Raw genomic sequence first — 20,505 nt, forward strand, 5'->3', positions numbered from 1 at the left:
ATTCATTTCTACATCACTCTATAGTTCTGATCGATTCGGTTATACTTAGAGACGTCACCTTTCTCGACGAAGCGAGCGTGGTCAGTATTCCTGCCCCTATCGCGCCGGCAACCGCTAGAACAATTCCCATCCATGGTATCGACCAGTTGAGATGACTCATCTCGGATCTCAAGAGCGAATAGACCGTGTAAGAGAGAATCAGGCCTAGAACGACAGACGATATGGCACTTATGAATCCGAAGATCAGGCCTTCGTAAGTAAGCATGGCCTTGAGTTGTTTTCCGGTCATGCCCACCGCTCTGAGTATTCCAAACTCTCTGCGACGCAGGATGATAGTAGTGTTCATGGTGTTTGTTATACCGCAGATGCCTATGAAGCCAACTATTGCAATAAGCCCGTACACTAGGGTTGAAAGTGTGCTGATCGCGTCTTCAGCCTCTTTCTTGTATTCACTGTATGAGATGAAGGTAGAGTTCCTGTATCTGTCGGCGATCTCTTCGATTGTTGATTCGAGAGCTTCAGCGTCGCTTCCCCTTCGAAGGTATATATCTACATACGAGTAGTGGTCCATGTAGTCCATCATGGTGAGATGGACATTGCCGTTCTCAGGCCTGAAAACCTCAATTATCTTCTCGCTGCATGCCGCAACAAGTATTCCGCCCTCGACCGTGTAGCCGACGACTGATGGCAGCTCCTGCACCACAGCGGCAACGACGAACTCCGAGGCGACGGGAACTTGTACCATAGACTCGTTCAGATAGTACGTCTTGAGCAAAACTCTGTCTCCTGCCTCGATTCCGTGCTTGTTGCTGTTTTCTATGTCGATAATGATTACCGGTTCGGAAGTTGCTCTCGTCAAATCTATCGATCCCGAAATGACTTTCGTCTTCATCAGCTCGATACCGAGATCGTTGTAAGCGAGGAGAGCCATGAACATTCCGCTATTATCAACTATTGTCGCGCGCATTCCAGCCTCAGGGGTGGAGAAGGTTGCGAATGACTTGTTATCAAGGTCGCGGTCTTCCCATTCGGTGAGCAGTCTTCCCGTAATGAACTTCGCAGCCGCTACTGTCTGTACATCTTCAAATGAGAGTATCTCTTCGATCGTTTCCTCATCGGGTCCGTCATCGTACATGCTTGCCACTCTTATTGAGAAATCCGACTTCACAACGCCCCGCGCAATTCTCTCAGTATCGAAGTTTGCGGCAAAGTACGAGAAGGCTATGAAAAGAGTTGCCGCCATCGTCATTGAAATGACAGAAATAATCGTCGTGCGAAGATTTCTCCTCATGTTTCTTTTCGCAAGTTTCAACGGGATCTTCTCTCCAAACGAACTTTGTCCTTTAACGATCCCTCTGACTTCGAAGTCAGAGGGTTCGACACCGTACTGTCTCATCGCCTCTACGGGTGAGACTTTCCCCGCCCTTAGTGCGGGAATAAGAGAAGATACGACTACCGACAGGAATCCGAGAATGGCTCCAAGTAAGAGTGATAGGGGTGAAATCATGGTTGCGAAGCCGCCTAGCCCCGTAAGCTGAGATCCCGCATAGAGCGCTATGGCGAAGGAAAGCAAAACGCCTGTCGCCAGTCCTAAGGGAATACCAACAAGACTTACGAGGATCGATTCTCGGAAGACGACCTTCCTTATCTGTGCGGGAGTGGCACCGGCCGCCCTGAGAAGCCCGAATTCACGTATTCTTTCGAGAACGGATATTTGTACGGTGTTATAGATAGAGACCATTGAAGCCACTGCGACGAGCAGTCCCAGAACGACGGCCGGCCAGTTGACGGGAGATAGGTTCTCAAGAAAGTAGATCAACGAACCGTTGTAAGTTGTCTTATCTCTTATTTCGAGATCCGAGGCAACCTTCAGTGCGGCAACTCTTATTCCGTTGTTTGGTGCTTCAACGGTGAAATAGGCGTTCTTCACCACTCTCGACTCTTCAGAAATCTCTGAAAACTCCTCAGGTGAGATTTCCACAAAGGCCTTTGACATTGCACTCTCCTGTCTAGCCTTTGATACTATCCCTACTACTTCATAGGTACGTTTCTTGCCTCCAATATCAAGTGAGACCATTTGGCCGGTTTCCGGAGTGATTCCCAGAAGCTGTGCCGAAAATGAGTCTAACGCTATCTCTCCAGGCCTTTCCGGGAGACGGCCTTCTTTTACACTCTTTCCTCTCAGGTTGAGCGTCAGCTCATTGGCCTCTTCAATAAACAGAGAAGCCCTTTCTTCGGGGAATTCAATTGTTCCGGCTATTTTCTGAATACCCAGCTCTTCAATCAAAACATGTATCTTCAGGTCCATGAGCTCAGATTCACTTGTCTCCACTACTTTGCCATGGTATCTCCCCACAGAGTTCTCCATGCTCTGGAGCTCCGAAGCTTCGATGCTTTCGAAAGTGATCATGATTGCGGTTATGAAGGCTACGGCAAGGGCCACTCCCAGGAGTGTGTACAACGTTCTCCTAAGTCGTCTCGAAAGGTACTTTCTGCTTAGTTCTGTATAACGTTTCATACCTTCTGACCTCCCAGGGCCGAAGAAAAGACGTTGCCCACGTCTGTATTCGAGTAGTCCGAAACGATCTCGCCGTCCTCCAGGGTGATTATTCTGTTGGCTCTTTCTGCAATATCCTCTTCATGAGTCACTATTACGAGAGTCTGGTGGAATTTCCTCGCGCTTATTTTAAGCAGGTCCATGACTTCCTGGCTCGTCTTGCTGTCGAGATTTCCTGTCGGTTCGTCGGCAAAGACGATTGCCGGTTTCGTTATGAGAGCCCTGGCTATGGCCACCCTTTGTTGCTGGCCGCCTGAAAGGGCAGACGGGAGGTGACCGACCCTGTCTTCTAGTTTCATAAGCCTTATGAGTTCGTTCAGATAGGGCTCATCGACCTTTCTTTCGTCCAGGATCAGCGGGAGTTCTATGTTTTCCCTGGCAGTCAGGACGGGAATCAGGTTGAAAAACTGAAAGACAAACCCGATTCTTCTTCTTCTGAAGATCGAAAGTTGCGTATCCGTCATGGCGTAGAGATTCTTGCCGTCTATGTGGACGCTTCCCGCGGTAGGCCGATCAAGCCCCGCAAGCAGATGAAGGAGCGTACTCTTTCCCGAGCCACTAGGCCCGACTATCGCGATGAACTCGCCCTCCTCGACGGAAAGCTCCGCCCCTTTTAGCGCAGTGACTGCGTTCGCGCCAGATCCATATACTTTTCTCAGTCCAGTAGTTTTGAGTACTTCCATAATCCGCCTCCTTATTGATTTCTGTTCAGAGTTTAAGGAGTCTTTCTTATTCGTAGATGAAGGATAAGCTTAAGAAATCGCAAGGTTAAGCCCTCATTCTCCCCGTCTTACGGGGAGCTCTATTGTGAAAGTCGACCCTCTTTCCGTAGATGACTTCAGCTTTATGTCGCCTTGGTGTCTCTCAATAATCGCTTTAGCCAGCGATAGCCCGAGCCCTGAACCCTTTTTCGATCTGCCGGCAGAACTGCCCCGGTAGAAACTCTGAAAGATCTTCGATGAATCTTCTTGCGGGATCCCAGGGCCTTCGTCCGAGACGCTTATATAGGCGTAGGTCTCGCTCCCTGAAATTGACACAGATACCGAGCCGCCTTCAGGAGAGTAATCGATGGCGTTCTTAAGGAGATTGCCAATAGCTTGCGTAATCCACTTCTCATCACAGAAGACAATAGCCGACGATTCGGTATTCAGTGAAATCTCGATCTTCTTTCTGCGAGCTATCTCGATGTAGTTTCTCATTATATCTCTCGCCAGTTCTGCGAGATCTGCCTTTCTGAAACTAAATCTGATAGCGCCCGATTCTATCCTTGCTATGTTGAGAACGTCACCGATGAGCCATTCCATTCTCTCGATATCTTCGCCGCTTCTACCCAGAAACTCTTCAATCTGTTCTCTTTCCATATTTTTGCCGTCTAGCATTAATTCATTCATCGTTTTTAGGGAGGCAAGTGGCGTCTTGAGTTCATGCGATATGAAAGAGATGAAGGCCCTCATCTTGTCGCGCTCGGAATCAACGCTTTCCATGGTCTTCTCCAGTCTTCTGCTGAGCGCGTTCAGTTGTGCCGAGAGAATGGCCGTGTCCCCCTCGCCATCGAAAATCGATTTACCATCGTATCTCCCGCTCATCAGGGCGTCCAATCTCAGCGATGTTTCTTTCAGAAAGTCGGACTGTTTTTTCGCTATGAGGGAGAGCAGTGAAACCCAAAGAAGAACAAGAGTTATAGAAGAGAGCGAAATTATCGTAATTATCCTGGAGCGGAAATTCTTGTAAGTAGATCCATAGCTTTCGGGAGGCGCTTCTGTGTATCCATAGGGCTTGAGAAGATTCAGCGCAGCTTCGAAGTCCTCCGGCCGACTCTCAGAAAGCAGCCTCTGAAACGTCTCATCCGAAAGACCACCCAGCGAAACCAGCCTTCCAATTAACGAGATCTCCCTTTCATACTGACGACTTCTCTGTTCCTGCAATGCAGACCATATGAGCAGCACGGCGATAATGACGACCGCGAGAGAGATCACAATGCCGGCAACTGAGGCCAGTCTATTGGCTTTTTCTCTGAAGAGGAATCTTAACATCTACTTCCCTCCATTCCACCTGTAACCCAGGCCTCTCAGCGTTTCAATAAGCTTCGGCTTTGAGGGATCTTCCTCCACCTTCTCTCTGAGCTTTCGGATATGAACAGAGAGGGTGTTGTCATCAATGAATTCACCGTCTACATCCCATACCTTCTGAAGGAGCCGATCCCTTCCGAGGACAATACCTTCGTTCTCCATAAGAGTTCTGAGTATTTTGAACTCCGTTGGAGTGAGTATGATCTCTTTCCCGGATCTGTAAGCCCTCAGCTTAGAGGTGTTCAGTTCTAAGGGGCCTGACTTTAGCGAACCACCTTCCTCAACGGAACGCTTCTGGATTCTCCGTGCATTGGCTTTGATTCGCGATATGAGCTCCCTTAGTCTGAATGGTTTCGTTACGTAATCGTCCGCCCCGCTCTCGAGACCCATTACGATATTCACTTCCTCGTCCCTTGCAGTAAGGAAGATTATTGGCATCTCTGATCTTTCGCGTATCTTCTTGCAGAGTTCAAATCCGTTTCCGTCGGGGAGCATTACATCTAGGAGCGCCAGATCAAAGTCTCCGCTCTCTAGCATTTCGAGAGCATACGACACACTCCCGGCTAAGGTCGTTGCCCACCCCTCCTGCGTGAGCGCATAGCTTATGCCGTTCGCAAGGTTTTCGTCGTCTTCAACTAGCAGAATCCTGAGCAATCGTATCACTTCCGAATGGCCATGACCGGTCCTTGTAGATCCGGCGTTTCTATTATATATGGAATGTAAATGTATAGAAAAGCGCTGAAAAACATCGGCGGGCGCAATGCCGACTCCATTGAGAAGTGATGCTGGGAAGAGCATCCCCGGAAGTGATGCGCCGAAAGATCCCGGCGGAAGTGATGCCCGGAGGATCATCCGGGGAAGTGAGGCTGCTTCGCAGGAGGGGAAAGGGAGCCAGTGTGCTGCGCTGGCCGGCCAAAAGGCGAGAATCATCGCCGCAAGTGAAGGCTTCGCCTTCGCCAGTACCACTTCGCGGGAGAAGAGCCGCTGAACGCTTAAAATCAAGAACACGCTGATCGCTGTCAAGAGCCGTGCTTGGTCCGTCGTTGTTTGTTAGAATAAGAGAGGCGGGGGATGCAAGATAAGTCCAGTCCTTCGAGAAGAGCATGAAGATCAGATCCTAGCTCTGTAAGTAAAAACTGACTCTCCTCGGTGAACGAAGAACGGTTCTGTCTCTTTTTTTGTGTAAACCCCTTTTTTGTAATGGGTTTAAGAATCAGCTTATGTACTTAGCTAATCTTTCATACTTTATCACAAGTTGAGTAAGGATCCTGGACCAATCAAGAGTTCTTACTGTCCATTTCTTTGTTATGTTCATTATTGCTAGATAAGCCATCTTTAAGAGAGAATTGTCTGTTGGAAAGACTCCTTTGTTCTTCGTCACCTTCCTGAGTTGTCTATTAACTGATTCAATGGGATTAGTTGTATAAACCAATCTTCTCAGTTCCTCTGGATATTGAAAGAAGGTTGAGAGAGTTTCCCAGTTATCTTTCCAGCTTTTTATTGACAAGTGGTATTTGTCGCCCCACTTCTCTTCTAGTGCAAGCAATGCATTCCATCCTGCCTCTCTTGTAGGTGCCTGATAAATTGTCTTGAGATCGCGTGCTAGAGGTCTACGATCCCTCCAGGTAACATATCTCATGGTGTTTCTTATCTGGTGAACTATGCACTTCTGAACCTCTGAGAATGGATATACAGCCTCTATGGCTTCTTCCATTCCGCTTAATGCATCTATTGAGAAGATTGCCACGTCTTCAACCCCGCGATTCTTCAATTCGTTGAGAATGCTTAGCCAGTAGCTTGCTCCTTCTGTTTCACTTATCCACATGCCTAGAATGTCTTTGTGGCCATTTAGGGATACTCCTAAGGCTATATAGAGTGCTTTCTTCCTTACCTGGTTGCTTTCAACGACCCTGAAGAATACGGCATCCATGTAGACTATCGCATACGCAGATTCTAATGGTCTGTTTCTCCATTCGGAGACCAGTGGCAGTATCTTGTCCGTTATCCTGCTTACGCTCTCTGCAGACAATCTGGAACCGTAGATATCCTCTATATGACTCTGAATATCTCTTACTGTCATTCCCCTTGCATACATGGAGATTATCTGATCCTCTATACCAGAAATGTCCCTCTGGTGTTTCTTCACAACAACCGGTTCAAATTCACCTTTCCTGTCTCTTGGTATCTCAAGTTCTATTTCTCCGTAATCGCTCCTAACTGTCTTCTTGCTATGTCCATTCCTGGAATTGTCAGTCTCTTTGTTCTTGTAGTCATGCTTCGAATATCCAAGCTCATCTTCCAGTTCTCCTTCAAGCATTTCTTTGATTACGTCACCAAACAATTCCTTCATTGCCTCTTGAACATCTCCAACGTTTTCAAATCCATTCTTCTCGATTAACGACTTGATCTTTTCTCTGTCAAATTTCATCTTCTTTTCCCTCCAATCTTCTCTTCCATTCTAGAGGGTTTACACAATCTTCTTTACATACTCCGAAGAACCGCTCAACGGTCAATCAGTGTCTCTTGCTCTTCCGACCCCGTACGCCCAACCTCTAACCTCGTTTTTTGTGATCCCTTCTTAAATCCCCGCTTGAGCGGGGGGGACCGCTTGCGGTGGGGAGTGTGCTCTTTGAACAACGTTTTGAATAGATTGGCCTGTTCGAAATTGAACGATATATTCACTACTTCACGTTATTTGGTCTGTGATCCATATGTATGCACCTACCAGCAACCAGGAATGAACATCGAACAACCGCTCTAAAATGACTATTTGAGAGCATCAACTTTTCTCGCATACAAAGACCAACACCCTCCGCCACTACGTGGCCCTCCTCCCTCAAGGGAGGATTTAAGATCAGGATCATTAGGAGCCAAATATAAACTCGTGCAAAAAAGCAGCTAATTTATGGTATTTGACTCCCTGACGTATAGGTAATGAAGAGCTCTAAAGAGGGGATTTAGGAGCGAAGATCAGAATTAGTGAGAAAGAAGATTGTTGAGAGCTTCGCATGGAGAATATAAGAGAGTTGATAATTCTGAGAACGTCATATCTCATCATGCTTAAGCAAGAGCCATCCTTGGCCCTTCGTCCCAGATCATAGACCTGTCCTCAGACAAGATCGAGATAGGACGAGGAAGATAATTTCGAGACATTCGCTATGCTCACTAGAAGGCGAGAGAAACGTCTCGCCCGGTTCTCCTTATCTCGTGGTCCTTAACGAAGAACTTTGACACAAAGTGTCGAAGAAGCATTTTTCCAGCGTAAGCCTTCAGTGTTTCTTATCCAGGTGGCTCTTTCCTTCTCGAAGGACGCCTTTTCACAACGTTTTACGACCAGAGAGGAGAGGGTGTCTTTTCTTGCGCTAGCGAGCATCACTTCCAGACGAAGTCGGCCTCACTTCTGATCTTGATGCCACAAACCCGTTACCCCCTAACACGTTTCTTACAATAAAGCATTCCTAATTTGAATAAATTACATCGGCAAATTCCTGAAGCTCATCCGGAGAGATCAAGTAGTAAATATCCTCGGATTTCATGACGAAGGCTTTCGATCTTGCAGTCATGATGAAGGCCTTGGAGCCATTTCTGAGTCGGAACCAGCCCACTTTGTATAGGCCTGTAGATGCTCCGTTGGTTCTTACCGTCGGCTCGAAGTCCCTCTCTTCAGTCCAGTCGATAATTCCAACGATTTCAGCTGAATCTATTGCTATCGTCTTTCTTCCGAAGGGAAGTGCATTCAGAACAACGTTTTCGCCGTCAAATTTCACGGCGTTTGTGAATGGAAATATCAGGAAGAGAAATATGAAGAAGACGAACAGACTGCCTATGATTATTAGTGAAATAGTCTTCTGCCAGCCCTTTGTCTTGAATAGAGAGAAAACGAATATCACCGCAACAAAAACAACGATTCCAATATTCAGCATAATCGCAGATGTGGGTAATGAAAACTTGAACACGATTGTCTCCATATCTTGCCTCCTCACAAGAAATTCGATTCAATTATTACACATTCGAGTGCTCCTGATCTTCATATGATCGTTGACATCATGACTTTGTGGCGGTTCGGACAGAGAGCTCTTTATCTGAAGGGTTCAAACTGCAAAACTTCTATCGTAACGCCGTTCGACCTCCATGAAGAAGCAATACCTGGTGTCTCTAGCCGTGATTATGGTATTGCTGCTTGGCGGATGTTTTTCATTTGACGACATGCTAGACGGAACGTGGAGTGGTGTTCTGAATGATTATTATGGGAACCACAATGTTGTTCTCATAGTGAACTCGAACAATACCGGATGGATATCTTTCGACAATGACCCGTACAACGTGGACATAGTAAGTAGAAGAGCCAACCGGAGTTTTGTCGGAGAGTACGGCTGGTACGACTCCTATTGGATCGAGAGAACCATTCAGGCCGAAATGATAAACTACGGCACATTGCGGATAAAGATATACGATAATTTCGGCGATCTCATCAGCGATGGCTTCCTGTATAAGTAGCCTTGTACTTACGGCTTAAGTACGGCCGCCCTGATACAAAAAAGCTAGTATTATTCCTGAAACTATAACTTTCAAACTTCGGTCTGGGAGTTTTCTTTTGTACGGTAGATTCCGAATCCAAGCATTATATTTCACCGGTTCTAGTCAGGGCAAGCAAGTTTAATCAATATAACTCAAACGACCTTATCACTTTTTCTTTCCGCTATTGCTTTGCAAATTTTAGATGTCAAAACGTGTTAATTTCCGAAGATCTCTTCATAAGCGAGTTATTGCAGATATCTGGAACCTGCCAGGAGTAGTCAATGAAAGAGATTTGGCTTGCATTTGTTCATTATTCGAAGCGCGAAGTTTTCTTCGAGTAGATATCTGGCATTTGCTCTGATTTCGAAGGTCTTTATGATAGTATCTTGAAGGCATTTATCTTGTGACTATATTAACTATCTTCGATCGTTTTCTTCTATGCCAATAAGGTTATCCGAGAACGGTCCCGGAATGCTGCTTTCAAAAATTATTTCGTGGTTTTTCACTTCCAGAAAGGTTATTAGAAAGTGAATCCAAGAGGAGATGGTTGTATGGAAATTCAAAGTTCCAGGTTACTGAGAAAAGTGCTTATTGGAGCCACCGGAAGCGCTCTCGCTCTCACATCTGCGCTTGCGGCCAACTATGAAGACACTATGCCGCTCGAAACCGTGAAGCCGGCCCCGAATCTGGAGGAGGTATTACCTCATCCGGAGCAGAGAGAAGAAGCAATGGCGAAGTTGGCCGAATTTGAGAGCAGAACTGGGAAACGGCCCAACATACTTGTATACCTAATGGATGATGTCGGTTGGGGGGACCTTGGTGTTTATGGTGGAGGTGTCGCTGTAGGAGCGCCGACTCCAAACATGGATGCACTTGCAAGAGACGGACTCATGCTTACTTCTGCTTATTCGCAACCTTCTTCTTCACCAACCAGGGCGACTCTTCTTACGGGACAGCTCCCAGTCAGGCATGGAATACTAAGGCCAACGCTGTACAACGAGCCCGGAGGACTGACAAATGCAGTTACACTTGCCCAGTTGTTGAGCGATGCCGGTTACGTTACTCAAGCTGTTGGAAAATGGCACATGGGAGAGAATCCCGGTTCTCAGCCTCAAAACGTTGGATTTGATGACTTCTCGGGTTTTCTCAGTGTGTCGGACCTGTACACAGAGTGGCGGGATCCATACTTCTACCCCGAAATTGCCACCAGCGAAGAGAGAACCGAGATGATACGGGAGTGGGCTTTCGAGAAGTACTGGGTTCACGCAGAAAAGGGCGGCACAATCGAACAGGTTAAAGAGATAGATATCGAGGTATCTTCACATCTAGACGAGTACTGGAAAGACTACTCGATTGAATTTATTGAAAAGATGGCCGATAGCGACCAGCCGTTCTTCCTTTACCACTGCACGAGGGGAGCTCACTTTGACAACTATCCCAGAGACGAGTATGAGGGGTCGTCTCCGGCCAAGCAGGTTTACAAAGACACAATAGTCGAACTTGACGACATACTGGGTGAGCTGGTCGCAGCGCTCGAGAGAACTGGACAACTCGAGAACACACTGATTTTCATCGCGTCCGACAACGGCCCAGAGATGGAATCATGGCCGGACAGCGCTTATTCGCCGTTTAGAGGTGCGAAAGGTTCAACCTGGGAAGGTGGCGTCAGAGTACCCGCAATCTTCTACTGGAAGGGAATGATAGAACCTGGACGGGCCTCCGACGGCCTCTTCGACATTGCCGATATCTTCAATACATGCCTTACACTTGCGGGCGCAACCGATTCTATCCCTACAGACAGGTTTATCGACGGAGTAGACCAGACTTCATTCCTCCTAGCCGAGGAGGGACTCTCAAACAGGAAGTACATCTACTACTGGCTTATGAGCTACTTCTCTGCCGTAAGGGTAGCCGAGTACAAATACGTACAGTTTGCCGAATCGGATTCGGGAGAGGGAATCGTTAATCCCGGAGGCTTTACCGGTTACATAATGGCCTTCCCGTATTATCACCTGTACAATCTCTATCTGGATCCGAAGGAAGAACACAACGTCTCCATAAGAAAACTGGTTTTCACAGATCTCTTCTTGGAAGCCATGAAGAAACATATTGACACATTCCTTGAATATCCACCTGTAGTTGAAATCATTACGGGTCACTAGAACGAATAAGGAAATAGCTCGCATAGAGGGAGAGCAGTAAATGGCAGAGGGCGCAGTCGATAGGAGAACGAGGGAAAGTATAAATGCGTTTCACGTTATGGTCAAACCCACGGGAGCCCTATGCAATCTCGACTGCGCCTACTGCTTTTATTTGCATAAACAGGAGCTTATAAACAGCAGAAACGTTATAAGCGACGAGGTCCTGGAGAGGTTCATCTATGAATACATCAACTCACAGACAGTTCCAGAGATAGTCTTCACCTGGCAGGGAGGGGAGCCCACACTACTTGGAATCGACTTCTTCAAAAAGGTTGTCGATTACGAGAGGCTTTACTGTCCTCCGGGCAAGAAGATTGCCAACGATCTCCAGACAAACGGAACGCTGCTGGATGAAAAGTGGTGCTCGTTTCTCAAAGAACACAACTTTCTCGTTGGAATAAGCATCGACGGCCCGGAGAGACTGCATAACGTCTACAGAAAAAGCAGGAGCGGCGGTCCGACCTTCCAGAAGGTCCTCAATGCTGTAAGACTTTTGCACAAGTACGAGATTCTTTTCAATACCCTGACCGCGGTTAACAGAATAAACGCGAAGTATCCTGGAGAGGTGTATCGCTTTTTGAGGGATACAGCCGGTTCAACCAGAATGCAGTTCATCCCTATAGCAGAACCGAAGGTATTCAAAAGTTCGCCCACTACATTCATTCCCGAAGACAGTATGCCGATTACAGGATCTACTGAAGCCCTGCCAGGTAAGCACGCTTCGCTCGTTGCCGACTGGTCGGTCGTTCCTGAAGACTACGGGAGTTTTCTCAACGGGGTTTTCGATATCTGGTACAGGGAGGATATTGGCAAGGTTTTTGTCTTCCTCTTTGAGTGTGCCCTTGCCCAGTGGCTCGGGATGGAGGCATCGTTGTGCATCTTCTCTGAAACTTGCGGAAAGGCACTTGCGCTGGAGGCCGATGGAAGCCTGTACTCCTGCGATCACTTTGTCTATCCCGAGCACAGGCTCGGAAACATTAAGGACCGGAGGTTGCTCGAAATGGTGACTTTGACATCACAGACTGTCTTCGGGGTTTCGAAAGCTGCCACACTGCCGGAATACTGCAACAAGTGCGAATACCTTTTCGCCTGTCACGGAGAATGCCCGAAGAACAGATTTGTCAAAACGCCAGACGGAGAACCGGGACTGAACTACCTTTGCTCCGGACTGAAAAAATACTTCTCCCATATAGATCCATACATGAAAAAGCTTGCCGAAGAGTATCGGTCGAGAAAGTGAGAGAGTCCGGAACTCATCTTACCGAAGTGTGTTCAGTGATTCAAGTAACTTGTCCAGGACTGAGTTCACCGTGTCTCTTTTCTTCTCCGAAATTGAATTAGCAGTCGGACCATAGCTCTCTCTAAGCACTGCCATGGACTTTTGAAATATCTCTCTTCCCTTTGCTGTTATTGAGACGATGTTTGCCCGCTTGTCTTCAGAGGACTGTTCTCTCGTTATGAGCTGCTTCTTCTCCAGTCCGACACATATCACCATGGTGTTCGTTGTGTCCGTTTCGAGATGTGAGGAGAGCTGCTTCTGGGTCATCTCTCCGCGGCTTGAAAGAACGAGCAGTGCGCCGAACTGTGGGTAGGTAATACCATGAGGTTCCAGGGCAAGCCGTGCATGTCTGCTGAGGTTTATGTGCAACGAAGCAATTTTCTCGAATAGGCTTCCAATCTTGTCATCGAAGATCATCGGACAACCTCAGAAACCTCTTCAGCAGCCTCTTGGTTGCTATAACAAGTCCTAGAGTAGCAAATGCAATCCCTGCAAGAATAATGGAGCTATACGGTGCAAAAGAGCAGACAGAATAGTAGCCGACGCAGTTTGGCTTTGAAGCTTCCCACGGGAAAAGCGTGACAATCGCTGGTACGAGCGGAGAAAGCGCCACAGCCAACAGGATGCGGTTGATCAGTTTTCTCATTTCCTCCGATTCCTCCTTCTCTTCCTTTCACAGGCAGGAAGCGACCCGAGTCTTTCGTGTTTTTCCCGGCATCTGTCGCATATACCGTGGAACTCGCACTTCGTTTCTCTGCATGAGCAGTCATTCATATCAGATTCACCTTCTTCATTCAACACCGATATTAATAATAATCATGATTACGATAATCAGTATTGAATGAGAAACAAAGAGTTTTTTGTGAGACACCAGTCGGTAGATAGACATGACCGCTAGAAGAAAGCACTTGAGGAAATAAGCAGACATGAGAAAACGTGGGCGACCCTTAGTTGAAAGAGTAGAAAAAATGGACTAGAATTTGGTTAAGTATTCACTTAATTGGATTGGAGAAAACATTTTTGTGAATCTCGAAATCAATGTATTGAAGGCACTTGCAGATAATACAAGGTACGAAATTATTAAGCTGCTTCTTCGGAGGGAGTTCTGCGTTAGAGCTCTTTCAAGAAGACTCGGTATTTCCGAGCCAGCCGTCTCTCAGCATCTTAAGGTGCTTCGGAGCGCGCATCTTGTCAAGGGTCATAAGAAAGGATATTTCACCCATTATTCTGTGGACAGAGGAAAGTTGAAGGAGTTGTCGAATCAACTTGCTGAGCTCTGTGAAGAATCTTCAGATACTCTTCTCTCTGACAGCATTGCAATTCTGCAGGAATCGATTAGCGGTAGTTTGGACTCCAGTGGGGAAAGCGATTAGGTTTCTAGGATAAGTCTATAGGGATTTGGTGAAATATACAAGTTTGGGGGGTAATCGCTTTGGGAATTATTGAAGTCTCCGGCCTTTCAAAAAACTACAACGGCTTCACTGCCGTGAAAAGTATCGACTTCTCGGTTGAAAAGGGAGAGGTATTCGGTTTCCTTGGACCTAACGGAGCCGGAAAGACTACTACGATAAACATGCTCACGGGTCTGGCAAGACCCACTTCGGGAAGGATCGATATTGCAGGCAAAGACGGTATCAGAGAGATCAAGAAGGTTCAGAGATTGATCGGGATTGTTCCTGATGAGAGCAACCTTTACGATGATCTTAGCGGCTATGAGAACCTTGTCTTCTGTTCGGCTCTCTATGGGGTTAGAAAGTCTGAAAGAGAAGAAAAGGCGAGGTCTCTGCTGAAGCAGTTTGGTCTTGATGATACAGGAAAGAGACCTTTCAAGGCTTTTTCAAAGGGGATGAAAAGAAAGCTCACGATCGCCGCGGGCTTAATTCACGATCCAGAGATTCTCTTCCTCGATGAACCCACTACAGGTATCGACGTCGAAAGCGCAAGGCAGATAAGGTCTTTGGTAAGAGAACTGAACGACCGGGGAACCACGATCTTTCTGACCACGCATTACATAGAAGAGGCCGAAAGGTTGTGCGATAGGATTGGTTTCATCGTCGGGGGAAGAATTGTAAAGATAGGTACCGTGGCCGACCTGATGAAAGAAGCTCAGAGAGAAAATATTGTTGAATTCACTCTTGGAAGTGATCCCGTTGATCTCAAGAAGCAATTGATTGAAGAGTTCAGCAACGTGACTATAAACCTCCGACCTGGTAACACACTTAGAATAACCTCTTTGGAGCCAATAAAACTGATGCCGTTTATGAGCTTCTTCGGTTCCCGTGGGATTGATGTGTACGAGGCGAAGATAGTCAGACCGTCCCTTGAGGAGGTCTTTGTTAAAGTGACCGGAATAGAGGTTGAGAAGATGAAGACAGAGAAAGAGGGGAAGAAAAAATGAGTGGAGTAGCCTACTGGACAATCCTTATGAAGGATATGAAGAACTACTATTTGAAGCCACCAAACATAAGCTGGGGAATTGTGTTTCCTATCTCATGGACCCTCATGTTCTTTGTGCGATCGGGAAGCGACGTAGAAATAAGAGACATTTTGCCGGGGGTTATGGCTCTCTCCGTTCTCTTTGGGACTACATCGATGCTTGCAGTTACGATAACTTTCGAACGAAAAAGTAGGTCATTTGAACGCTTGCTTCTAGCTCCCATAAGCCTCAAGCTTCTAATGCTTGCAAAAACCACTGGGGCAATACTTTTCGGAATTATCAACGCTTTTGTTCCGGTTCTCTTTGCCCTCTTGATTGTCGACCTATCTGGAATAAACTGGTTCCTGGTTTCAGTTAGTGTGCTGCTAATTGCCGTGACTTCGACCTTTCTTGGTCTTTTCATAGCAGTTTCGGCTAGCGAAGTATTCGAAGCGCAGACGTTTTCTAACTTCTTCCGTTTTCCTATGATGTTTCTTTGTGGTCTCTTCATCCCTATAGAGAATCTGCCGGCGTTTTTGAGACCATTTTCCTTCGTCCTTCCACTGACCTATGGTGCCGATTCTCTTAAACACGCTATAAACAGAAATGGAATCATAGATCCTCTGGCGAGCGTTTTTATATTGCTGGGCTTTGCCGCACTGCTCTTTTTAATAAGTACGCGGAATATTGAGAGAAGATGGATCTACTAGAGTCCAGGGTTAAATGAGTCTGATTTTTCAGTAATCCTTTGGGACCAAGTACAATGTCTTCTTTTCGGTTGAAGCTGCGCCGATTACTCTGTCAAGAGCCTTTCTGAAATTCGACTCTGTTCTTTCCTTTGCCTTTCGCTGCGTATAACAGGTGGTCGGTCTTTTGAATGAAATGAGTCGCATCTTCGCCTGACCAGCTGGAGACACCAGCGCTCATCGTCACCTTAGGATATGTGGTCTTGGCCAGCTCATCCCGGAGACGATCTGCGGTAGAACTTGCCATTTGCAAATCGCTTGAGGGCAAAAGAACAAGAAATTCCTCGCCACCATACCTGAAAACGAAGTCAACCTTTCTTAGAGAAGACCTGATTATGCCCGCCACATTCTTGAGAAGGATGTCCCCCTGCAGGTGACCATAAGTATCGTTGACGTTTTTGAAGTTGTCAAGATCTATCATGATCATGGATAGAGGAGTCCCGTATCTTGTGGCTCTATTTATCTCTCTTTCTATTATGGGGTACATCTTCTTCTGGTTGAGGAGGCCGGTCAATGGATCTATCTCGGCCTGTTTCTCGAGTAGCTCATTTGCCTTCTTGAGTTTGCTGTCGATTTCGAGAAGTTCTTCATATTGCTTTTCGATAGTTGTCTTTGCTTCCTGAAGTTCTAAGTTCTGATTGCTCAGTAACTGTATTTCGTGCATCTTCTGCTGAAATCTGAATGAAGCCGCCAGCTCAGCGGCCCTGGCACTGCAGGTTTCCTTGTAAGTTCTTTGGGACAAGAGGTCAAGTTCCCTGTACGTTTCGAGAGCCAGCCCCTCTTCTCCAAGCTCTTCATGAATCTTAATCTTATTTCTTAGTGCGCCAGGCACTTTCGACATGCTTCCAGACTCTTTCTGATACTCTATATAACTTTCGATTTTTTCCAGAGCCTTTGCATAGTTGCCAGTTCCCATGTAGTACTGAGCCTTAAGAAAATCGAATTCAGCAGACCCTGCAGGATCTTCGATTTCTTTGACTAGAGGTTCGGTTTTCTTGAAGATCGCGGGAACTTCGTCATACCTTTCCGCGCTGATCAGCACTTCGGAGAGATTGAAGTAGCTGTTGCAGAGATCTGCTTTCTTTCGTAGAGAGAGCTTTATTTCTATCGCCTTGTTCAAGCAATCCATGGCTTCTTCAAATCTTTCCAGACCTTTCAGTGCGACGGCTTTATTGTTCTGAAAGTTAGCTACTGCGAGATCATCACCTATTGCTCTAGCGTATTCTAGAGCCTTGTCGGTGTACTCGAGAGATTCTTCAAAACGCTCCATGTAGACATATACGCCACCAATGTTTCCAATCACGTCGTTGACATCGTCGGCCGTTCCGAACTCCTTGAAAAGGTCAACTGCCTTCAATGCATACTCGATAGATGCATCATAATTGCCCACAACGCATGAGTACTTAATCATGTTATGCGTAATGTTTGCCAGCTCGATACATGCCGGGGCTTCAATTCTAGAAAGCTCGGCTTTAACAGTCTCCGATGCGAGAAGAGGCTTGCCCTCTTTGAACATAGTCTGAGAAAGCTCATTCAAAATTTTGAGCTTTTGCCGGAAATCCTTATCGGGGACTTCTGAATAGGCTTTCATAATCTCTTTGATCGATCTCTTCTCGGTCATCATTGCCTCCCACACATCTGCCGTGCAAAATTCTTTGCTCTTCTTCAACGATACAGAAATTAGAAGCGCTTGCAAACAAACAGAGAGTGACTTGAAAATTGTTCGATTGCATAATTTATTACATGATTACACAAGGTTATTTCATATGATTGAAAGCTATGCCACACTCACCAAGCAATTTCATGCCATCGTTTACCGAGGTTTGACGTCGGTGGTCAGAAGTAGGAAGAGCAAGAGAAACTGGTTCGCCGAGAAAAGCCACTTCACGCTTGAGAGTACACGCTGTACGCTGATGAAGACCACGCTGTCCGTCAACGGTCCACCGTCCCCGCCGAGAATCGCGGTTCCTCGTTCCGACGCTACGCGTCCAGGCTCTTCGTTCTTGGAATTAATCTCGAAACAAGTTCGGGATGACAGAGTAAGGGACTTCCAAAAGCCGATGTCGGGGTAGCTTTCTCAATTACAGAAAAACCCTAAACTGATGGCCGATTCTGTTCACGAGACCCCATACCCTGTAATCGAAACCTCGTTCGCGGCGTCATGCTGAACTTGTTTCAGCATCTCTATCCTAAGAACCGCTGTACGCTCATGAAAAGCACGTTGCCCGTCAACGGTCTACCGTCCCCGCCAAGAATACGGGTTCTTCGACGGTACATGTCCGGGTTCTTCGTTCTTGGAACAGATCCCGAAACAAGTTCGGGATGACAGAGTAAGGGACTTCCGAAAGCCGATGTCGGGATGGCTTCCTCAGTTGCAGCAAAACCTTGAATTGTAAGCCAGTTCTGTTCACAAGACCCATACCCTGTAATCGATACCCCGTTCTCGGCGTCATGAACTTGATTCAGAATCTCGCTCTTTCCAGCGTTCAGCGTTTCTTAGCAAGCGGGAAGCGGCTCTTCTCGATGAACGGAGAACCGCTCAACGGTCGACTAGTTTCTCTTGAACTTTCGAACGCCCAGCCACGGTTTCTCCAAAGCCCAGATCCTGAACAGGAGCACTTCACTGACAAAATGAGTTCGTCTGATGAGATTACTTCAATTTGCTTGCTCTTTTTTTGGTTTTTGCCTCCTGGTGTGTAAGCGCCAGCATCGCTTCCCCGGATGACCTTCCGGGCATCACTTCCTCGCGCCAGAGAGCCCACTTCCTGCCGGAGGCAGCATCACTTCTGATCTTGATGCCACCAACCTCCGACCACCAACCGCGGTCTTGCAACTGATTCTTTCCTCTGAAAAGAAGCGTCGATACTGCCTTCTTGAATATGATCCCCACTCTAGTTCTTATCGCTGCTACTCTTAGTGTGTGATAACATCTAAGTGTCCCTCATCATTGTCGGCTTTTCGGGAAGTTCCGTATGAATGGTTTCCAGATGTATAGATAACAGGGGGTTTTTGAAATGGAAAGGTCTGTTGTAAGTCCTTCGGAAAATGCTGAGAGTTTTGTCGAGATAGGTTTTGCGAAAACCAATTTGACTATCGTGAAGGAATTCGTGCTGGGTATTCTGGGCGGTGCATTCATTGCATTTGCGGCGCAGGGGTCCAACGTGGCGATACACACTATCGGTTCAGTGGGACTTTCCAAGACCCTGGCAGGCGCATTATTTGCGACGGGCCTTATGATGGTAGTCGTTTCCGGAGCAGAGCTTTTCACGGGTAACAGTCTTATTGTCATTTCCTGTTTGCAAAAGAAGTCGAAATGGGTTTCTATGTTCAGGAACTGGCTCTTCGTTTACTTAGGAAACTTTGCGGGTTCCTTACTTATAGCTTACTTCGTTCTCCATTCAGGCCAGCTCGGCTTTTCCGAAGGTCTGCTGGGTGGATATACAATCAAGATTGCGGCTTATAAGACGGGTCTTAGTTTCGAAAGCGCATTCTTTATGGGGATTTTGTGCAACTGGCTCGTCTGCATAGCCATATGGATGGCATCCGCATCCAAAGACATAGCCGGCAAGATTCTCGCCATCTTCTTCCCGATATGGCTTTTCATTACCTCAGGCTTTGAACATTCCGTGGCAAACATGTATTATATTCCCGCAGGAATTCTCGCAAAGGCAAATGAAGAATTTGCCAAGGCCGCGATTTCTCTTGGAGTCAGTGCTGAGCAGATCGCCAATCTAAACTGGGGAACTCTCTTCACGAAGAATCTAATACCGGTGACTCTTGGAAACATCGTAGGAGGCGCTTTCTTTGTCGGTACAATCTACTGGTTTGTCTACTTGAAGAAAGGAAAGTCGGCACAATAATGGTGATCCCGGACTGTAAGCTTCAAAGAAAGCGTAAGTATAAATTTGATTTGTTGGAAAAGCGATAAGAAAGGGCAGCGTACTTAATTTAATAGTGAGGTCGACGCCCAGATCCCGAAACAAGTTCGGGATGACAATTTGAGGGACTTCCCAAAACCGCTGTCTGGATAACTACCTCATTTGCAGCAAAACCTTGAATTGGTAAGCCAGTTCTGTTCACAAGGCCCCGATCCTGTAATCGAAACCCCTTTCTCGGCGTCATCTGAACTTGTTTCAGCATCTCTATCCTAAGAATCGCTGTACGCTTAAGAGTAAAAACCCGCTGAGCGCTGTAAAGAGCAACCGTTGGCCCTTCGTCCAAAACCATGAACCCGTCCTTCGAAAGCGCATGAAGAACAGATCCTCTCTCTGGAACGAAGAACAGGTTTTCTTCGGAGAACGGAGAACCATTAAACGGCAGACCAGTTTCATTTGCTTTTCCAACCTCCGACCCCGACGCGGTCTTCAAAAGTGCAGATCCCGAAACAAGTTCGGGATGACAGTTATCGGCTTTTTCGAAGACGTCGCATCCCGTCATTCTGAACTTGATTCAGAATCTCTCGTTTTTTCACTTTGATCAGGAATGAAGAACAGGTTTTCTTCGGAGAACGGAGAACCATTAAACGGCGAACCGGTTTCACTTAGCTCTTTCCAACCACCAACCTGCTACCCCCAGCCACGGTTTCCCGAAGAGCAGATCCCGAAACAAGTTCGGGATGACAGAGTAAGGGACTTCCGAAAGCCGATATCGAGATAACTTCCTCAGTTACAGTGAAACCCTGAATTGGTGAGCCGGTTTTGTTCACGAAACCCCAGACTC

Annotated in this window: 19 protein-coding genes; 8 read left to right on the top strand and 11 right to left on the bottom strand. The window is 46.8% G+C overall.

The window, feature by feature from the left end; genetic code table 11:
• Nucleotides 1-13 precede the first annotated feature (13 nt).
• The 4 genes from THEBA_RS08790 to THEBA_RS08805 form a co-directional block, all read right to left on the bottom strand.
• On the bottom strand, nt 14-2,518 hold the full coding sequence (locus tag THEBA_RS08790; RefSeq protein ID WP_014731237.1) for an FtsX-like permease family protein: 2,505 nt from the start codon (nt 2,516-2,518) through the stop codon (nt 14-16).
• Nucleotides 2,515-3,240, bottom strand: a complete 726-nt coding sequence (locus tag THEBA_RS08795) for an ABC transporter ATP-binding protein (RefSeq protein WP_014731238.1) — start codon at nt 3,238-3,240, stop codon at nt 2,515-2,517. Before THEBA_RS08795 ends, THEBA_RS08790 begins: the two co-directional genes overlap by 4 nt.
• Nucleotides 3,241-3,333: 93 nt before the next feature.
• Nucleotides 3,334-4,590 (bottom strand): sensor histidine kinase, encoded by a 1,257-nt coding sequence (locus THEBA_RS08800; RefSeq protein WP_014731239.1) that lies wholly within the window; start codon nt 4,588-4,590, stop codon nt 3,334-3,336.
• On the bottom strand, nt 4,591-5,280 hold the full coding sequence (locus THEBA_RS08805) for a response regulator transcription factor (RefSeq protein ID WP_041928165.1): 690 nt from the start codon (nt 5,278-5,280) through the stop codon (nt 4,591-4,593). It lies immediately after the preceding gene.
• A 106-nt stretch (nt 5,281-5,386) separates the two neighbouring features.
• On the opposite strand from THEBA_RS08805, the gene THEBA_RS14425 reads away from it, so the two are divergent.
• Entirely contained in the window at nt 5,387-5,614 is a 228-nt protein-coding gene (locus THEBA_RS14425) for a hypothetical protein (RefSeq protein ID WP_041928166.1), read from the top strand.
• A 225-nt stretch (nt 5,615-5,839) separates the two neighbouring features.
• Here THEBA_RS14425 and THEBA_RS08815 read toward each other — a convergent pair whose 3' ends face one another.
• Both THEBA_RS08815 and THEBA_RS08820 read right to left on the bottom strand, forming a co-directional pair.
• Nucleotides 5,840-7,054: an IS256 family transposase gene (locus THEBA_RS08815; protein WP_014730611.1), complete on the bottom strand. Its 1,215-nt coding sequence runs from the start codon at nt 7,052-7,054 to the stop codon at nt 5,840-5,842.
• Nucleotides 7,055-8,084: 1,030 nt separating this feature from the next.
• Nucleotides 8,085-8,594, bottom strand: a complete 510-nt coding sequence (locus THEBA_RS08820) for a PH domain-containing protein (RefSeq protein ID WP_014731241.1) — start codon at nt 8,592-8,594, stop codon at nt 8,085-8,087.
• Between the two features lie 181 nt (nt 8,595-8,775).
• Here THEBA_RS08820 and THEBA_RS08825 point away from each other — a divergent pair, with 181 nt between their 5' ends.
• The 3 genes from THEBA_RS08825 (at nt 8,776) to THEBA_RS08835 (ending at nt 12,585) form a co-directional block, all read left to right on the top strand.
• The gene (locus tag THEBA_RS08825; protein WP_014731242.1) at nt 8,776-9,123 is read left to right on the top strand and encodes a hypothetical protein; all 348 of its coding nucleotides are present in this window, start codon (nt 8,776-8,778) and stop codon (nt 9,121-9,123) included.
• A gap of 572 nt (nt 9,124-9,695) precedes the next feature.
• Nucleotides 9,696-11,306 (top strand): arylsulfatase, encoded by a 1,611-nt coding sequence (locus tag THEBA_RS08830; RefSeq protein ID WP_014731243.1) that lies wholly within the window; start codon nt 9,696-9,698, stop codon nt 11,304-11,306.
• Nucleotides 11,307-11,346: 40 nt separating this feature from the next.
• Nucleotides 11,347-12,585, top strand: coding sequence for an anaerobic sulfatase maturase (locus tag THEBA_RS08835; RefSeq protein ID WP_014731244.1), 1,239 nt, complete (start codon nt 11,347-11,349; stop codon nt 12,583-12,585).
• Between the two features lie 18 nt (nt 12,586-12,603).
• On the opposite strand, the gene THEBA_RS13760 is transcribed toward THEBA_RS08835, so the two are convergent.
• Nucleotides 12,604-13,041: a MarR family winged helix-turn-helix transcriptional regulator gene (locus THEBA_RS13760; protein WP_014731245.1), complete on the bottom strand. Its 438-nt coding sequence runs from the start codon at nt 13,039-13,041 to the stop codon at nt 12,604-12,606.
• Nucleotides 13,028-13,270 carry a hypothetical protein gene (locus tag THEBA_RS08845; protein ID WP_014731246.1) on the bottom strand — a complete coding sequence of 81 codons (243 nt, stop codon included), beginning with the start codon at nt 13,268-13,270 and terminating at the stop codon, nt 13,028-13,030. Before THEBA_RS08845 ends, THEBA_RS13760 begins: the two co-directional genes overlap by 14 nt.
• A 376-nt stretch (nt 13,271-13,646) precedes the next feature.
• Here THEBA_RS08845 and THEBA_RS08850 point away from each other — a divergent pair, with 376 nt between their 5' ends.
• The 3 genes from THEBA_RS08850 to THEBA_RS08860 are packed head-to-tail and all read left to right on the top strand — an operon-like array spanning nt 13,647 to nt 15,750.
• Nucleotides 13,647-13,997 (top strand): ArsR/SmtB family transcription factor, encoded by a 351-nt coding sequence (locus THEBA_RS08850; RefSeq protein WP_121526376.1) that lies wholly within the window; start codon nt 13,647-13,649, stop codon nt 13,995-13,997.
• A gap of 59 nt (nt 13,998-14,056) precedes the next feature.
• Nucleotides 14,057-15,022 (top strand): ABC transporter ATP-binding protein, encoded by a 966-nt coding sequence (locus THEBA_RS08855; RefSeq protein WP_014731248.1) that lies wholly within the window; start codon nt 14,057-14,059, stop codon nt 15,020-15,022.
• The gene (locus tag THEBA_RS08860; protein WP_014731249.1) at nt 15,019-15,750 is read left to right on the top strand and encodes an ABC transporter permease; all 732 of its coding nucleotides are present in this window, start codon (nt 15,019-15,021) and stop codon (nt 15,748-15,750) included. The genes THEBA_RS08855 and THEBA_RS08860 overlap by 4 nt, the downstream gene beginning before the upstream one ends.
• Before the next feature lie 91 nt (nt 15,751-15,841).
• Here the strand turns inward: THEBA_RS08860 and THEBA_RS08865 are convergent, their stop codons facing one another.
• Both THEBA_RS08865 and THEBA_RS14705 read right to left on the bottom strand, forming a co-directional pair.
• The gene (locus THEBA_RS08865; protein WP_014731250.1) at nt 15,842-17,407 is read right to left on the bottom strand and encodes a tetratricopeptide repeat-containing diguanylate cyclase; all 1,566 of its coding nucleotides are present in this window, start codon (nt 17,405-17,407) and stop codon (nt 15,842-15,844) included.
• Nucleotides 17,408-18,436: 1,029 nt separating this feature from the next.
• Nucleotides 18,437-18,676 carry a hypothetical protein gene (locus tag THEBA_RS14705; protein ID WP_041928170.1) on the bottom strand — a complete coding sequence of 80 codons (240 nt, stop codon included), beginning with the start codon at nt 18,674-18,676 and terminating at the stop codon, nt 18,437-18,439.
• Nucleotides 18,677-18,800: 124 nt separating this feature from the next.
• Here THEBA_RS14705 and THEBA_RS08875 point away from each other — a divergent pair, with 124 nt between their 5' ends.
• The gene (locus THEBA_RS08875; protein WP_014731251.1) at nt 18,801-19,646 is read left to right on the top strand and encodes a formate/nitrite transporter family protein; all 846 of its coding nucleotides are present in this window, start codon (nt 18,801-18,803) and stop codon (nt 19,644-19,646) included.
• Nucleotides 19,647-19,734: 88 nt separating this feature from the next.
• Here THEBA_RS08875 and THEBA_RS08880 read toward each other — a convergent pair whose 3' ends face one another.
• Nucleotides 19,735-20,223: a hypothetical protein gene (locus THEBA_RS08880; protein ID WP_014731252.1), complete on the bottom strand. Its 489-nt coding sequence runs from the start codon at nt 20,221-20,223 to the stop codon at nt 19,735-19,737.
• Nucleotides 20,224-20,505: the final 282 nt, after the last annotated feature.

It is taken from the genome of Mesotoga prima MesG1.Ag.4.2, assembly GCF_000147715.2.
Lineage (GTDB): Bacteria > Thermotogota > Thermotogae > Petrotogales > Kosmotogaceae > Mesotoga > Mesotoga prima.

Bases quoted from the DNA above. Each gene is read 5' to 3' on its own strand.
- THEBA_RS08795 (WP_014731238.1), bottom strand. From the start codon at position 3,240: ATGGAAGTACTCAAAACTACTGGACTGAGAAAAGTATATGGATCTGGC.
- THEBA_RS08880 (WP_014731252.1), bottom strand. From the start codon at position 20,223: ATGACGGGATGCGACGTCTTCGAAAAAGCCGATAACTGTCATCCCGAA.
- THEBA_RS08820 (WP_014731241.1), bottom strand. From the start codon at position 8,594: ATGGAGACAATCGTGTTCAAGTTTTCATTACCCACATCTGCGATTATG.
- THEBA_RS08830 (WP_014731243.1), top strand. From the start codon at position 9,696: ATGGAAATTCAAAGTTCCAGGTTACTGAGAAAAGTGCTTATTGGAGCC.
- THEBA_RS14425 (WP_041928166.1), top strand. From the start codon at position 5,387: ATGCCGACTCCATTGAGAAGTGATGCTGGGAAGAGCATCCCCGGAAGT.
- THEBA_RS08860 (WP_014731249.1), top strand. From the start codon at position 15,019: ATGAGTGGAGTAGCCTACTGGACAATCCTTATGAAGGATATGAAGAAC.
- THEBA_RS08815 (WP_014730611.1), bottom strand. From the start codon at position 7,054: ATGAAATTTGACAGAGAAAAGATCAAGTCGTTAATCGAGAAGAATGGA.
- THEBA_RS13760 (WP_014731245.1), bottom strand. From the start codon at position 13,041: ATGATCTTCGATGACAAGATTGGAAGCCTATTCGAGAAAATTGCTTCG.
- THEBA_RS08865 (WP_014731250.1), bottom strand. From the start codon at position 17,407: ATGACCGAGAAGAGATCGATCAAAGAGATTATGAAAGCCTATTCAGAA.
- THEBA_RS08835 (WP_014731244.1), top strand. From the start codon at position 11,347: ATGGCAGAGGGCGCAGTCGATAGGAGAACGAGGGAAAGTATAAATGCG.
- THEBA_RS08800 (WP_014731239.1), bottom strand. From the start codon at position 4,590: ATGTTAAGATTCCTCTTCAGAGAAAAAGCCAATAGACTGGCCTCAGTT.
- THEBA_RS08875 (WP_014731251.1), top strand. From the start codon at position 18,801: ATGGAAAGGTCTGTTGTAAGTCCTTCGGAAAATGCTGAGAGTTTTGTC.
- THEBA_RS08845 (WP_014731246.1), bottom strand. From the start codon at position 13,270: ATGAGAAAACTGATCAACCGCATCCTGTTGGCTGTGGCGCTTTCTCCG.
- THEBA_RS08790 (WP_014731237.1), bottom strand. From the start codon at position 2,518: ATGAAACGTTATACAGAACTAAGCAGAAAGTACCTTTCGAGACGACTT.